At 32.4% G+C, this 15,098-nt stretch carries 10 protein-coding genes and 1 riboswitch; of the genes, 1 reads left to right on the top strand and 9 read right to left on the bottom strand.

All coding sequences use genetic code 11. The features are described from left to right. Window positions 1-14 precede the first annotated feature (14 nt). The 8 genes from DWW96_RS01915 to DWW96_RS01880 all read right to left on the bottom strand — a co-directional run bounded on the left by DWW96_RS01915 (window position 15) and on the right by DWW96_RS01880 (window position 13,817). Window positions 15-1,418 (bottom strand): glycosyltransferase family 2 protein, encoded by a 1,404-nt coding sequence (locus DWW96_RS01915; RefSeq protein ID WP_243002992.1) that lies wholly within the window; start codon window positions 1,416-1,418, stop codon window positions 15-17. Further along, entirely contained in the window at window positions 1,415-2,500 is a 1,086-nt protein-coding gene (locus DWW96_RS01910) for a HEAT repeat domain-containing protein (RefSeq protein WP_117908636.1), read from the bottom strand. Before DWW96_RS01910 ends, DWW96_RS01915 begins: the two co-directional genes overlap by 4 nt. Before the next feature lie 835 nt (window positions 2,501-3,335). Beyond that, a complete protein-coding gene (locus DWW96_RS01905; RefSeq protein ID WP_117908634.1) occupies window positions 3,336-6,353 on the bottom strand; it encodes a hypothetical protein in 3,018 nt (1,005 codons plus the stop codon). Window positions 6,354-6,495: 142 nt separating this feature from the next. Further along, window positions 6,496-8,886, bottom strand: coding sequence for an HD domain-containing phosphohydrolase (locus DWW96_RS01900; RefSeq protein WP_117908632.1), 2,391 nt, complete (start codon window positions 8,884-8,886; stop codon window positions 6,496-6,498). An 18-nt stretch (window positions 8,887-8,904) separates the two neighbouring features. Further along, window positions 8,905-9,270, bottom strand: a complete 366-nt coding sequence (locus DWW96_RS01895; RefSeq protein ID WP_117908631.1) for a hypothetical protein — start codon at window positions 9,268-9,270, stop codon at window positions 8,905-8,907. 16 nt (window positions 9,271-9,286) lie between these two features. Continuing rightward, window positions 9,287-9,916, bottom strand: a complete 630-nt coding sequence (locus DWW96_RS01890) for a hypothetical protein (RefSeq protein ID WP_117908629.1) — start codon at window positions 9,914-9,916, stop codon at window positions 9,287-9,289. Window positions 9,917-10,087: 171 nt separating this feature from the next. After that, the gene (locus tag DWW96_RS01885) at window positions 10,088-11,758 is read right to left on the bottom strand and encodes a hypothetical protein (protein ID WP_117908627.1); all 1,671 of its coding nucleotides are present in this window, start codon (window positions 11,756-11,758) and stop codon (window positions 10,088-10,090) included. Between the two features lie 77 nt (window positions 11,759-11,835). Continuing rightward, window positions 11,836-11,921: riboswitch (cyclic di-GMP riboswitch) on the bottom strand. 138 nt (window positions 11,922-12,059) lie between these two features. Beyond that, on the bottom strand, window positions 12,060-13,817 hold the full coding sequence (locus DWW96_RS01880) for a 1-deoxy-D-xylulose-5-phosphate synthase (protein ID WP_117908625.1): 1,758 nt from the start codon (window positions 13,815-13,817) through the stop codon (window positions 12,060-12,062). A 273-nt stretch (window positions 13,818-14,090) separates the two neighbouring features. On the opposite strand from DWW96_RS01880, the gene DWW96_RS01875 reads away from it, so the two are divergent. Continuing rightward, a complete protein-coding gene (locus tag DWW96_RS01875; RefSeq protein WP_117908623.1) occupies window positions 14,091-14,543 on the top strand; it encodes a MerR family transcriptional regulator in 453 nt (150 codons plus the stop codon). Window positions 14,544-14,657: 114 nt separating this feature from the next. Here DWW96_RS01875 and DWW96_RS01870 read toward each other — a convergent pair whose 3' ends face one another. Continuing rightward, window positions 14,658-15,014, bottom strand: a complete 357-nt coding sequence (locus DWW96_RS01870; RefSeq protein ID WP_022089664.1) for a P-II family nitrogen regulator — start codon at window positions 15,012-15,014, stop codon at window positions 14,658-14,660. Window positions 15,015-15,098 lie beyond the last annotated feature (84 nt).

The following is a 15,098-nucleotide window of genomic DNA, read 5'->3' as shown; positions in this document are numbered from 1 at the left end:
TGCCATCCTTTCCATTAATCCCCTACTGTTTTACGCTTTATTGAACCCCATCTGTTTTTAAGCTTTTTATATTTAATCATTCCTTCTACTCTGAAAATTGTAATAGCCTGACGGTATCCGAAATTTTCCAAAATACCATAAAGTGCAAGCTGTACGCATTGTTTTGCTGACATTACGCCTCTTTTTGTGTACTGTTCCAATATAAGTCCGCCAAAAGAAATCATAATTCCAAGCATTGATGCCATGAGAAAATACATTACAAAGAAGAATATGTTAAGTTCTCCCATGATAAGTGAAAATGGAATAATAAAATATCCAAAAACTTCTACCACAGCACCTAACAATTCAAAAAGCCAATTATATGGCACTGCCATCATTCCTATCCATTTATATTTAGGATTAAAAATTAATTTCTTGTAATGAAGTAATGTATCCATAAGACCAACCTGCCAACGTCTTCTCTGCGTTCTTACGTCATTTAAGCTCATCGGTCCCTGTGTCCAGCAAATTGCCTGTTCCACAAATTTGACTTTATATTTAATCTTGTTTCTTAGCATATATTCGTGAATTCTGACTACAATCTCCATATCTTCACCAATTGTATCTGTCTTATATCCACCCACATCTATTACAACCTGTTTTTTGAACACACCAAATGCCCCTGAAACAATAAGCATTGAATTTGTCACTTCCCAGCTTGTTCTTCCTGCTAAAAATGATCTGAAATATTCTACAGTCTGAAATCTTTCTATTGCTTTTTCAGGCAAATTGTAAGATTCAAATATTCCATCTTTGATTACACCACCATTTGCAATTCTTACAAGTCCTCCGGCTACTACTGTTGTAGTATCCTTAATAAATTCATTTCCAAGCCTCAACAAAGAATCTCTCTCTAATCTTGAATCTGCATCAAGGCAGGCAAATAGCGGATATGATGACGCATTTATACCTGCATTTAAGGCATCTGATTTTCCACCATTTTCCTTATCAACGTAAATCAGATTTGGATATTCCACATTGTAATAAACATTTCTGACCTTTGCTGTTTCAAGCGGTCTCATATGCGCACTTTCTATTGGGTAAAGTTTAAAAGCTTCAATCATTTTATCATGGGTTTTATCCTTTGAACCGTCATTTACGACTATTAGTTCAAATTCAGGATAATTAAGTTTCATCAGAGATTTTACATTTTGTACAATGTTATCTTCTTCATTATATGCCGGAATAATTAGAGATATCGGAAGCAGATTCTCGGAATCTTTATATTCCATAAAGTCTGATGATTTACCTATCTTTACATCTTCCCTGATTTTTATAAATGAAATAATTATCTGTAAAATATAAATACAGGAAAGAAGAATTGTATACCCCATACAGAAATAGTTAAAAAACAAAATAAAATTTCTTATTATGTTCAATTCTTTTCCTCCATGTTAAGTACCTTATACAGTGAATATTTCACTGCTTCACTTGCGTATCTGTCGTATCCCTTTATTACACTTTCAATGTGTTCAAGAGAATAATCCATTTTAATTAAAGACTCAGCAGCTGTCTGTCGAACCCACCATTGTTCATCCTGAGTTGCCTGTTTAACTGCTTCTATAGCCTCATCAGTATTAAGATTGCCTAATGCCTTTACGGCAAATTCCCTAACTACCCAGTTTTGGTCTTTTGACAATCTTATTAAAGTTAAAATATGTTCTTTTTCAGCGCAAAAGCACATTGCTTTCGTCGCCGCAATTTTTATATTTATATCAGTGTCATTTGTACACTCAAGTACATATGGCACCAATTCTTTAATCTTATATTTTCCTATACTTTTTATAACTGTTGCTTTTAAATACGCATCTCCCTTTTCAATCAAATCCTTTGATATTTCATACAAATCACCTGTATATCTGTCAATAACTTCATTAATTACTCTGTATGAATATTTATAATCATCCTGAAAACCTAATATAAATTCTTCAACTCCCTCTTTATCTCCTAATGCTGCAAGTGAATTACCTGCTGCATATCTTAACTGTCTGTTTCGACTCTTAAGCAATTCTCTTATTCCTTCTATGTCATTTGCTGCCCCTAAAGCTGCTAATCTTTGGCATGCATAACATTTTTTTACTACATCATTTTCTTTAATCATATTTTCGTAGTAAGTTATAGGGTTTACTTTTTCTATTATTTTCCCGATTATTTTTTTGTCTTTTTCGCTCATTTCTTCATACTTTTCAAGACTTTCCATAAAAATGTCTGTAAGTATCTCCATATAGCTATCATCTTTATCTACAAGATTTACTAATTCATTTATTTCGCATTCCCAAGCGGATTGAGTTGGTGCACATATTATCGCCTCGAGAATTCTTCTGCATCTTGCTTCTTTTTTATTTAATTTTGCTTTGCTTTCTTCTTGATTGTCTGCAAGTAAATACAACCATAGAAGTTCTGCGCATATTAGTAATATGCTTAAGAAAAATATCATTACTAAGAATAGTTCAAAGCGCATATTCACACCTCCTTTTTTCTTAATGCCCTACACTACGCTTTCACTTGTGGAGTCCTGTTTAGTTTATCTCTAGGACGCTTTCGCTGCTTGTGGGGCCCTGTTTAGTTTATCTCTAGGACGCTTTCGCTGCTTGTGAGGCCCTGTTTAGTTTATCTCTAGGACGCTTTCGCTGCTTGTCCCTCGTAACGGTTCTGAAACTCCAACGCATAGTTTTTGCAAAACTATGCGCTGTCGTTTTGAACCGACGGGGACAAATGCCCTATCGATAAACTAAACAGGTTTCACAAACTACGAAGTGTCTGAGTGATAAACTAAACAGGTTCATCTAGCAGTGAAGTGTCTAACTATAAGCTAAACAGGTTTCACAAACTGTAAAGTGTCTGAGTGATAAACTAAACAGATTCCTCTAGCGGTGAAGTGTATAACAATAAACCGGACAGATGTCCCTAGCGATTAATCGCCTGAGTTGTAAGCTTTACAGGTTTCTCTAATTTTCTACGCAGTTCTATGAATGCGTATCCTACCTGCTTTTAACCATAGCCTGGTTTTATTAAACTACATCATCCATGCTTATACTCATAACACAATCCTATAAAGCTCTATTTTGCTTGACGCTATCTACCCAACAAAATTCTATAAAACCTTATTCCGCTTGACGCTGGTATAGACATAATTAAAATAAAGGGCATTTGGCGCCGTCGGTACAAAACGACAGCGCATAGTTTGGCTTAATAGTCAAACTATGTGATGGAGTTTCAGTACCGCTACGAGCGACAAGCAGCGAAAGCGTTCTTTATTTTAATTATGTCATATACAACGGCAAGTAGCGAAAAGGTTAATTATAGCTTTTGAGATAAGCTTGGATTGTTCCAAACGAACCTTTTCGCTCAACCGTATAATCCACCTCTTTCCAAGTTTCATACTTATAAGTCTTATATCCAACTGCATCCTTTGAAAGTGGGAAAATATATTCTGTATCTCCACTTTCTCTATTACCAACAAATAATGACGGAATAAATCCATTTGTGATTGTTGTCTTATATTGAATTCCATCAAACGGTGTTTTCTGTTCAATTACAACTCTTTGTGACGGATCAGTTACATTTAATGCTGTCCATGGAATTCTAATTCTAACATTTGTACTTCCTATGAAAAATTGTGATGTACTTGTTGAGAAGTTGCCATATGTCAAGTCCATTACCTTTGTCCAATTGCCATCATAACTTTCTGTAGAAGATACTGTCTCCTGACCTCTTGCATATGATGAGCATACATATAATGCTGCATCTTTCGCACTGGTAATTTTTATTATATATTCCATTCCTGATAAACTATTTGCAAAATATCCTTTATTATAAAAATATTCTCCGTTGTTTCTTTCGTAAGTATCTAATCCTACAATAAGTTCATTTGTTGTATAATCTATTTCTTTTTCTAACGCAACCGTCACATATAAATATTCAGGATTTACGCTTAACTGCATTTTTCTCATTACTTCGAAGTCTTTTAACTCAAGACCGACATCTTCTTTTTCTTCTGCTTTCACTGCAAGAATTCCTGTTGTCTGTGCAGGATCTCCCAAATCATGCCAAAGTGGGTTATTTGTCAATGGTACAATTGATGCCTTTGCTTCATCTGAAACTGCTGACCATGAATCATTTAAATCAGAAATTATTCCTCCCATGCATCCATTAGTAAGAATTGCATCCAACATTCTGACAATTATTTCTCCCTGCTGTGTTTCATCCAATCCTGAATAAATGCCATTTGTCGCATATATATTTGCATTTGTAGAAATTCCAAATCCGTCTATCATAAGTCCATATGGTGAAACTTTTTCTTTCACGTATTCAACGTAGCTTCCATAATTAAAATTACCCTGAGAATCAGTAAATCCGACAAATTTATTAAGGTTATTATTTAAAATATTATCTGTCACATTTAACTTGGTTGAAACATAATAATACTGCTCTACATCCTGATTTAACTGTAAACTGCTTAATTTGACAACTCCATTGTAATTGTCTTCATTCCAAAACGCACTTTCAAGATTTTCAACATTTACATGCATTCCGACCGGAACTAATCCGCCATAGTTTTCACTACATTTTTTATAAATATAGTCCAGACGTTTTGCATATAAACTTCCTATTCCTTCCATTGATGAAACATAATTTCCATCGTATGTTTCACCCTGATTGCTTAATGTCTGCAATTCTTCACCTGATGGCGATATATCTAAAACATATGACAAAAGATACTCTGACACATCATGTCGGTATTTTAAAATATCTTCCTGCCCTTCATCAGTTGAATCATTCTTGGTTTCACCATTTCCGTGAATTGAACTCATAATTGTGTCGATTGTTTTTTTCCATTCTTCCTGTGTATCTGCTACCATACCTTTTATAGTCTGAATAAGATATAATTTATCATCGCTGTTCTGGTTAATTTCAAATAAAGCCCTGTAAAATTCAGGTGGTGCAAGTTCATATACTCTAACGGTATTTACTCCCATTTCCACTGCCTGCTCTAACAGTTCTTTGTAATATCCGTAATTTCTTGTTGCATTAGCACTTCCCGGTTCATCAAGATTTACATTTACCGCTTTTAAATTAAGGTTTTCATAATCATCATTTTTCTTAATCTGAAATTTGTTTTCATTTACACGGACTGCAAGTTGTTTTTCATTTTCAGACTGTTTTTCATTTTTCTCATCTAATCCCTTATAAGTATCTTTCAAAATTTTCTTCATTAATGGATTGTAAAATTTCCAATAAAATTGGTTAATGTCTCCTTCTTTATCAAATGATAAAGCTTTGAAAAATTTGTCTGCTGCTAGAAATCTATATATTCTGCTATCACTTGTACAGTCATTAAAATCTCCTGCAAAATAGTAAGTGTCACCGCTGTTATTACTTCTTTTTCTTATTATTGCCGCAAATTTATTTGTAGATGAAATTTTCTTTATCTTTTGCATTCCTGTTGCATTTACATTAATTTTAAAATTTGCAATAGTATCCGTTCCATTTTCTGCTTCAACTAACTCAAACCAATTGTAAAAATTGCTTTTTTTAGAGCCTGAAAATTCTTTTTTAAATTCATCACTTATACTTATGCTTACTAAATTTTTGCTTTTAAAATCTGTCTTTTCTTCTAAAACAATTATTCCGCCTTCTGATGATGCAAGTATAAGCCCCGGACCTGAGAACTGCCATTTCACACCATACTGATTTTCATATGTAGACGGTGCCCATTTAGGCACATCTGAAAAATCATTTAAATCAACAACATATCTTCCGCTCCATGATGTTGTTGTAAATCCAAACATTGATTTGATTTCATTGCATACGGTTTCGTCTGTTGTTGAGCCTAAAAGTTCGGTTTCAGCTACAACCGTTCCGCCTGTACTATAAGTAAGGGAAACTATGTTCATATCCTTCGATGAAAGCCCTGAATATTTATTGTCATATAATTCAGAACCATAAACATCAGCCAAATATAGAAAATCCGGCACTTTATCAAAGTCAGCTAGCTGATTTTCTCCTGTGTATTCCCCATTTTCATTTATCTGTGGTCCAAAATAATCCTTTTTATAGTTATATTTTTTTCCATTTGATTTAACATATTTTTGTTGATTTAAAAGCCAGAAAAATCCACTATGTTTTCTATAATACCTGTCAGTCTGATTTACTCCCTGTCCATCCGTCGCAGGAACAGTAGTATCCAAAACAGCTATGTTCATTTTCTTAGCCGGCTTTACAATCCATCCTATAAAAGAAATAGCCAAAACTAACAAAATTATTAATGGTATTATAAGTAATAACTTTTTCTTACCTTTTGTCTTTTTCATTTTATCCCTTTCAATTCAAAATCATACTGCTTATACCTGTAGATTTAAAGCTATGTTATCATTATCTTTGGTAATTTAGATTTGCATTGTTCCCATATAAATTTTATACGGTTTTCGTATGTTTTTTCATACACTTTAATTGCTATTTATACTTTTCTCTTGCAGTCTTTGATGCCTCAACTGCTTCATCAAATACTTTATCGAATACTTTAACTATTGCCGGGTCAAATTCAATTCCCGATTTTTCTAATATATATTCTCTAACCTTTTGCGGTGGCCATGCTTTTTTATAAGTTCTTTTTTCCATTAACGCATCAAATACATCTGCCACTTTTACAATTCTTGCATACAAATGAATATTTTCGCCTGAAAGCCCTAAATATCCTGTTCCATCATAATTTTCATGATGTTGATATGCTATTACTGCTGCGGCTTCCATAAAGTCACCACTGTTTTTTGACAAAATGTTATATCCATATACAACATGTTTTTTCATTATTTCATACTCTTTATCAGTCAATGGTTTATCTCCATTTAATATATCATTTGGAATTGCTATCTTTCCAATATCGTGAGCGATAGCCGCCATAGAAATAATACGTGTTTCTTCTTCTGACAATCCTAATGCTTTACAAATAACTTTTGTTACTGCACTTACAGAATATAAATGTACTTTATTTTGCTTTCCTCTGAATTCTACCATTTCAGCTAATGATATAATGGCATCTTCCTGTACAGTTTTTATTCTGCTTTTTAAATTGTAATTTGAAAAAGCAATTTCCATTATGTGATGTATCATCATTGCCGTACTTTGGAATGTTTCTGATAATCCATCTTTATAATTTTCTATATGAAAAATAATCTGAACCTGATCAATTCTTACAAATATTAAGTCCATGTATGTCTGTGCAAACTTTACTTTCGATTTTTCTGTTCCATCATACATTGACATTATTTTTTCATAATCACACCCCTCTATTCCACCCTGATTAAATACTTCTTCAAAAGTTCCATCTTCACGACGGACTGCTGCACAGGAAGGAATAACTATTTTTTCATTTGTTTCATCATCTGTAACAACATTTGATGCTGCTAATTCATTTCTCTTTATCACATCCGTAAAAATCTGACATGTATAGCTTGCAAACTGTTTATCTGTAAGGGCATCAGCAACATCTGATAAAATTGTTGCCATTCTCTGTATACTTACAGCACTTTCAAGTTGTTGGTTGGCTCGCTCTTTAATAAGTATTGTATGATTTACTGATTGTTTAAATAAAACAATGTACATTGCTATTTCATATATGGCAATACCTGTTACTACTACAGTTCGGCTTAACCCATTTGAACCTGCAGTAAGTGAAATTAAATTATAGATATTTACTAAAGAAATATAAACAAATGCAATTCCTACCAGACTCATGTATGGAGTTCTATTTTCGATTAATTTTGCTACCTCAATTATAAACAGACCTATTAGTACACATATTGCCATCGAAAAAATAACTGCCACAATAAGGAGTACTGTTCTGTTTTCTATAAGCAAAAGCCCCAAGCTGATTACAAATACTCCTATGATAAACATGTTCTGCCATAGTTTAAATTTATAATTAATGCTACAAAGACTGCATACTAACATAGATGTTGCAAAATATATTGTTAATATTAATTGCAAACTAAAGAACACACTATCAGATATAAGAGTGCCACCTAAACTTAACTGATAGAGCATAAGATATAGTGCTCCCATAAATAATGTCAGACTTAACAGTAATACTTTTATTATATTTTTATCTTTTATTGAAATGGCAATTGTCATAATTACAAATATAATTGCCAATATTAATATTCCAAATGTGAATGCTATTCCAAGTCCACTTGCATTTGAAAGTAAGCCTGTTCCATTTGCACTTTTTACTAATCTAAATTGAAAACCTATTGGAGAATAAATATAAATTTCCATTGTTCTTGAAACTGCAGAAGATGCTAATTCCACTTTGTTACAACGGTTTCCAACTACATTTTCTTTATCATATCCATTGTCATAAATCTTCTTGCCATCAACAAGAACTTTAGACGGTGCATAATTTGTATAATAAGTATAATATTCCTGATTGCTCTGTGCAGGTATGTCTACTTTAATGCATACATAATCCTGCCCTTTTCCTATCTTTTGTATTTTATTTTCATCTGTCGCCTGTTTCCATACCGCATCTTCTCTTTTCAAATCATTATCCGATGTACCCCATAGAAACTGAACTTCATTTATTTCATTTGCCATACTAAAGTTAGGATACACTACTTTGCTTACTATTGTATGCATCATTAAAGTTATTAAAAATAACGCTATTGATACTCCTGCAACTGTTATTATCGAATGTATTCTTTTCTCTGACATTTCTTCTGAAAACTGCAAAGAAACAACCCCCTTTTTTTCAGAGGTTGTTTCTCTTTTATTTTCCTGATTCTCTATTTTTAAATCTTCTGACTTATTTTCTTCAACCTGTTCTTTAGACTTCTTAAAAATCTTCATAGAGACGTCCTTTCTGTATTAAAATCCCTGAGTATTTTCTTTTAGTATTTCTCTTAATCCGTTTCTACGTGCCTTTTGTGCTTCGCTATTAGTTTCTATTACCGTAGAATCTATATGTTTTACCGCTTCATGCACAATTTTATCCTCTCCCTGAAGAATATCAAGGATTCCTTTAAGACTTTGCTGTAAAGCCACAATGTCTCGTTCATAAGATTCAATCTTATCCTTTAATTGTTTATTTTCTAACAGTAAATTATCTCTTTCACGCTCTATAACCAATTTTTCTTTAAGGATTTCCTGCATTTCATTTTTTGAAGCATCGCCTTTTATCAGTTTAGATTCTTCTTCAATCTTTTTAATCAATAAATCAATATCTTTATTCATTTTAACTTCTCACTAACTAATGCAAACTTTTTATATAATATAAATCCCCTTCTTTAGCTACATTAATAGTTGCTTCACTCTTAACCTTTGAGCGTATCTCATCTTCATAGTATACCACATTTATTGTAAGATTGTCTCCATTATCAGTTACTGTATAATCATATGTTATCTGCTGCGAATAATTAGGAACCCACATTTCAAATTTCTGTTCCGCCTTATTATAAATGTCGCTTTCTTCCAAATTAAGGCCCTCAACATTAAACTGGCTTTTAAGCACCGCTTCAATATCTTTTTTTGATGCATCTCTATACTCAAGTTCATCACTTGCAGGTATATCTAATAAGCTATTATAGTATAAATGGCACAAACCATATTGTGCTAATTTGTTTACGGATACCGTACTTATGTCATCAAATTCATTTATAGCAAATATATATCTTAATTCATAACAGCATTTTATTATTGTTTCTTCCATAAAAGTATTGTTGCTATCATTTGCCTTAGTAGATTCCTCTACCGTAGTTGTCACCTGCACATCTTCAAATTCTTTTTTATCATCTTTATTTATTATCACCAGCACTATTGCCATTGCAATTATGATAACTATTAAAGAAACTCCTAATATTAATTCTTTCTTTTTTTTCACTTCTATATCCCTTTAACGCCGCAAAAATCAAATTTCTGCGGCGTTATTACTGTATTTTTCACACAAATTAAAAATATAATCATTTTTAATCTGTGGCAATGAATTTATTAACATTTTCATGTAAAATTTCACTATTTATTAACTTGTCTCTATACTTATTGGTACTAATTATTAATATTCCCAATAATAATCCTTATAACAGATTGTTTTATCATCTGCTGTTTCAATAAATACATCAGCACTATCAATCCGGCTATATTCCTTATAAGCATCACATGTAATTGTTGAACCTAATGGAAGGTTAACTGATAAACTTTCTAATGGTGTGTTTACTACACTATTAATTCCTGTCTGTTTATTATAATTACCCTTCTTAAAGTAAAATCTGTATGCCATAAAGCAGTTGTTTGTATCTGTTCTTAATACTTTATCACCTTTCGCAATTGTAAATGTACGGCTTGCTGCATCATAAGTGTTCTTCTTTGCTGTAGAGCTAACAACTGCTGTATACACAACTGTTCCTGCAATACCATTTCCATTGTCATCATATGTATCATTGTCCCAATTATTTGAACACATCTGGAATTTAATTTCTTTATCAAGTTCAATTTTGAAACTGCTCTTGTTATTTAATACAGTTCCATCCTGTAATCTGATTGACATTTTTAAAGGTACAATTACAGATACTTCTATTGATTCTTTATCTGAATCATCATTTTTATTATCGTTTCCTGAATCAGGCTTCGTTGTTTCTGAAGGTTTTGTTGTTTCTGAAGGTTTTGTTGTTTCTTCCGGTTTAGTCACTTCTTCTTTTTTAGTTGTTTCTTCTTTTCCGTCTTCTGTCTTTCCATTTTCTGTATCAAGATTTCCTACTACTTTTTCAACCTCTGAAGGTAATCCATTAGTAGCTTTATATGAAACAACTGCTCCACCTGAAATCTCTAATGTATCTGTTATTAACTGTCCATAAATCTTTGTACTTCCTGTTAATACTGTTTTTGAATCAGGTGCATAAACCTTACCTGTTATAGAACTATCACCACTAAATTCAAGATTTCCACTTGTATATACATTTCCTGCAAATATTCCATTTACCTGTGTATACTTTGTAGCATTCATTGCAATTGTGTTGGCATTTACTTCTTTAAAATTATTGTATCCTGCATTTTTTCCTGTAAATACAACTGTAAGCTTGCTACTGTCTCCACCTGCATTAAATGAACCCGGATTTCCACCTGACAATTCATCTACATATAAAACTACGTATCCGTCACCGCTTACTTTAACTTCGCCACCAACGTTTAAATGTTTAACTCTGACAACTGTTGTCTGATTTTTATCTGCATGAATTTCAAATGTCTGTCCATTGTAAAATGATACAGTATCTAAATATGCATTATCAGTTAAATCAAATCTGTTTGTCTGCCATCCAATGTAAACACTCTGTGTACCATCTTTGTATTCTGAAGTAGTTTTTTTAAAATATTCTGAATTCTCATCAGGATAATTATTTGTATTGAATAATCCTGAATATAATTCCTTGTCCATTTCACTAACTTCAATTGGAATATATCCCTGTACGGGTTTATCTACTTTAACCTCCGGCGATACATGTGCAGTTCCTGTAACATGCTTTGTTGCACTGTTTGAATACTTTAAAGTACCATTGTTAATTACAATATCTCCAATTATCTGTCCGCTTCCTGAAAAATTTGCTCCGTTTTTTGCAAGTACCCCATATTCATTTGTGTTTTCTTTTGCCAAAACCCCTATTGGCATTACCACATTAAATACCATCGTCATGACTGTAGCCATAGCTACCATTTTCTTTACTCTTTTCATTACATCCTCCTTCCAATTTTATCGCAGCCTTTTATACACGTATTTACGTATAAAAAAAACTGCAACTCCTTAAAAAGAATTGCAGCCAGACGACCATTGCAAATGTTGCTTTAGGCTCATAGCTTTGTGCCCTATTTTTTCAAATAGTTTACCCTCATCATTTGTAATATATGTCTTTATTTTATAAATTTTTATTTTATATGTCAACCCAAATAAAACTCTTTTTTACATTTTCAAGCCATAAAATAGGATTTTTTTCTAAGCTGATTTATAAAAATATTTTTATTTTCCGGCATTTATTTTATTTCATTAACGCCATCACATCTTCAACAATCTGTTCTTTTGTCAAATGATTTTCTTTAAGAACTTCATTTACATCATATCTGTCTAAGAATTCTTTTTTCAATCCAAAATTTATTACTTTCATATCTGTTGGTCCATAGAATCTTGAAATTTTTTCACCGAATCCTCCGTCTAAAATTCCATCCTCTATTGTGATTACAACATCATGCTCTTTCTTTAACTCTTCAAGTAATTCACTATCGATTCCTGTTATATAACATGGATTAATTAAAGTTGCCTGCGTATCTAATTTATCAGATAAATCATCTACAACTTCTTTTCCTAACTGATAGAATGTTCCTAAAGCAATAACTGCAACCTTGCTTCCTTTTTCAGTTACTTCATATTTATTTAATTTAGAGAAATCTTTTGTTACTTCTTTACCGTCAGATATCATTTCTCCACCCGGCAATCTTATTGCTACAGGATGTTCATTCTGCTCTATACTCCAATCAAGCATTGCAATATATTCTTCTTTTGTCGTAGGTGCCAAATATACAAGATTAGGGATATTTGCCATCATCGGAATGTCGTATAATCCTAAATGTGTTACGTCATTCATTCCATATACACTTCCCCAGAATGTAACTATTGTTGCAGGTGCATTATTAATACACAAATCCTGTGATAACTGGTCATATGTTCTTTGTACAAATGAACTATATACTCCATATACCGGTTTTCCACCATTTGTTGCAATTCCTGCTGCCATTGCAACTGCTGTTTCCTCTGCAATTCCTACATCTACAAATTGTTTTCCTGCTTCTTTTCGCTTGTCCTCTGTAAATCCCATAACAGTTGGTGTTGCAGAAGTAATTGCAACTACTGATTTGTCTTCTTTCATTTTCTTTAACAAATAATCACAAGTTACACTTGAATAATCTTCTCCACCTTCAGCATACAATGATTTTCCTGTCTTTATGTCAAACGGTCCACTGTAATGCCACTGTTCTTTATGCTGTTCAGCAGGTGCATATCCTTTTCCTTTTAATGTATTAATATGAACAACTACCGGCTTACTACTGTCTTTTACTTTATTAAATGCATCGATAAGGCTTGCTACATCATTTCCTTCATTTACATAAACATAATCAAGTCCCATTGCCTTAAATAAATTGCATTCTGCCTGTCCATTTGTTTCACGAAGAAGTTTTAAATTGCCATACAGTCCACCATGATTTTCTGCAATTGACATATCATTGTCATTTACAACAATTATAAGATTTCCTTCTAATTCTACAGCATAATCAAATCCTTCTAATGCTTCACCACCACTTAATGAGCCATCGCCTATTACAGCAATAACATTTCCTTTTTCACCATTTAAATCTCTTGCTTTTGCCAAACCACAGGCAAGACTCACTGATGTTGATGTATGTCCTATAATAAAATGATCATGCTCACTTTCATGAGGATTGCTGTATCCTGAAACATCATCATAATGTTCTTCATAAATATATGCATCCTTTCTTCCTGTAAGCATTTTATGTGGGTATGTCTGATGTGAAACATCATAAACTATTTTATCTTTTGGTGAGTCAAATACATAATGAAGAGCAATTGTTGCTTCTACCATTCCAAAATTAGGTCCAAAATGACCACCATGAATGCTGGCTCTCTTTAATAATGCAGTTCTCATTTCCTCTGCTAATGAGGTCATCTCCTTAACTGTTAATTTCTTAACATCTTCCGGTCCGTTAATCTTTTCTAAATACATTTCAAAGTCCTCCATTAATATTTTTTAAATACAGCATTTACAAAATCATAACCGTATATTGTGTATTCTAAACCATAAACCCAACTTTAGGTCAATATTTATTTTTTCATAAACTTATATGAACCAATTTACGAAAAATATAATATAATGAAGTCAGATTAATGATTTTATTGTATTACAACTTAAATATATAAATTTATAATACGAAGAAAGGAAAATGAAATGTTCTCCTTCAATTGAATTTAACAGGAAATCATTTTATGGTGGTTAATTATGGATACAAATTATTATAATATTGGTGAAGTTTCTAAAATGTTTAATCTTCCTATTTCTACATTACATTATTATGACAGAGAAGGATTATTTCCAAACCTTAACCGTTCAGAATCCGGTGCAAGAAGATTTGATGACGGAACTGTTGAAACATTACGCCTTATTGAATGTTTGAAAAAAACAGGAATGGAAATTAAAGACATCAAGGAATTTATGATGTGGTGTCAGCAGGGACCTGCCACCTATGGAAAGCGCAAAGAAATGTTTATAAAGCAGAAGGAAACTGTCGAAGCCGAAATTGAACATTTAAAGAAAGTTCTTGATATGATTACTTATAAATGCTGGTACTATGATACAGCTATAGCCGACGGAAATGAAGACAGACTTAAGAATCTTTCTCCTGATGATATGCCACCTGAAATAAAAGCTGCGTGGATTAACGCTCATACATAAATACATAAAAGCCACAATTATGATATTTTATTTGTCTTCGATACAATTTTTCATAATTGTGGCTTTATATTTAATCTAAACCTTTAGTCTTTTATTTCTTACAATCCTGTTTCTTTATTCCTGACACTGTACCGCATCATATCCTGTTTCGCCTGTTCTGATTTTTGTTGCACTTGCTACAGGATAACTGAAAATTTTCCCATCACCAAATTCTCCTGTATAAGCGGCTTTTTTAATTGCTTCTATTGTTTTTTCGGCCCATTCTTCTGAAGAAACAACTATTTCAAATTTAATCTTTGGCTGCATCTGAGGTTCTACTTCCATACCTCTGACTATTTCCTTATATCCTCTTTGTAATCCACAGCCCATAACCTGCGACACTGTAAGTCCGTTAACTTCTATTTCCATTAATGCATTTTTTACATCTTCAAATTTTTCTTCTCTTACAATTGCATCTATTTTCATTATCATAGAATTTTCATCTCCTAATCTCATCTAAAAATTTTTAATTAACAAATATTAAATTTGATACTATTTAATTTATAATCTTTATAT

The organism is Eubacterium sp. AF17-7, from assembly GCF_003461285.1.
GTDB lineage: Bacteria > Bacillota > Clostridia > Lachnospirales > Lachnospiraceae > Eubacterium_U > Eubacterium_U album.
The sequence above is the reverse complement of the archived record's forward strand: the minus strand, read 5'-3'. Positions and strand labels throughout refer to the sequence as shown.

Excerpts from the sequence above, each read along its gene's own strand:
- DWW96_RS01910 (WP_117908636.1), bottom strand. The coding sequence starts at position 2,500 with ATGCGCTTTGAACTATTCTTAGTAATGATATTTTTCTTAAGCATATTA.
- DWW96_RS01905 (WP_117908634.1), bottom strand. The coding sequence starts at position 6,353 with ATGAAAAAGACAAAAGGTAAGAAAAAGTTATTACTTATAATACCATTA.
- DWW96_RS01900 (WP_117908632.1), bottom strand. The coding sequence starts at position 8,886 with ATGAAGATTTTTAAGAAGTCTAAAGAACAGGTTGAAGAAAATAAGTCA.
- DWW96_RS01895 (WP_117908631.1), bottom strand. The coding sequence starts at position 9,270 with ATGAATAAAGATATTGATTTATTGATTAAAAAGATTGAAGAAGAATCT.
- DWW96_RS01885 (WP_117908627.1), bottom strand. The coding sequence starts at position 11,758 with ATGAAAAGAGTAAAGAAAATGGTAGCTATGGCTACAGTCATGACGATG.
- DWW96_RS01880 (WP_117908625.1), bottom strand. The coding sequence starts at position 13,817 with ATGTATTTAGAAAAGATTAACGGACCGGAAGATGTTAAGAAATTAACA.
- DWW96_RS01875 (WP_117908623.1), top strand. The coding sequence starts at position 14,091 with ATGGATACAAATTATTATAATATTGGTGAAGTTTCTAAAATGTTTAAT.
- DWW96_RS01870 (WP_022089664.1), bottom strand. The coding sequence starts at position 15,014 with ATGATAATGAAAATAGATGCAATTGTAAGAGAAGAAAAATTTGAAGAT.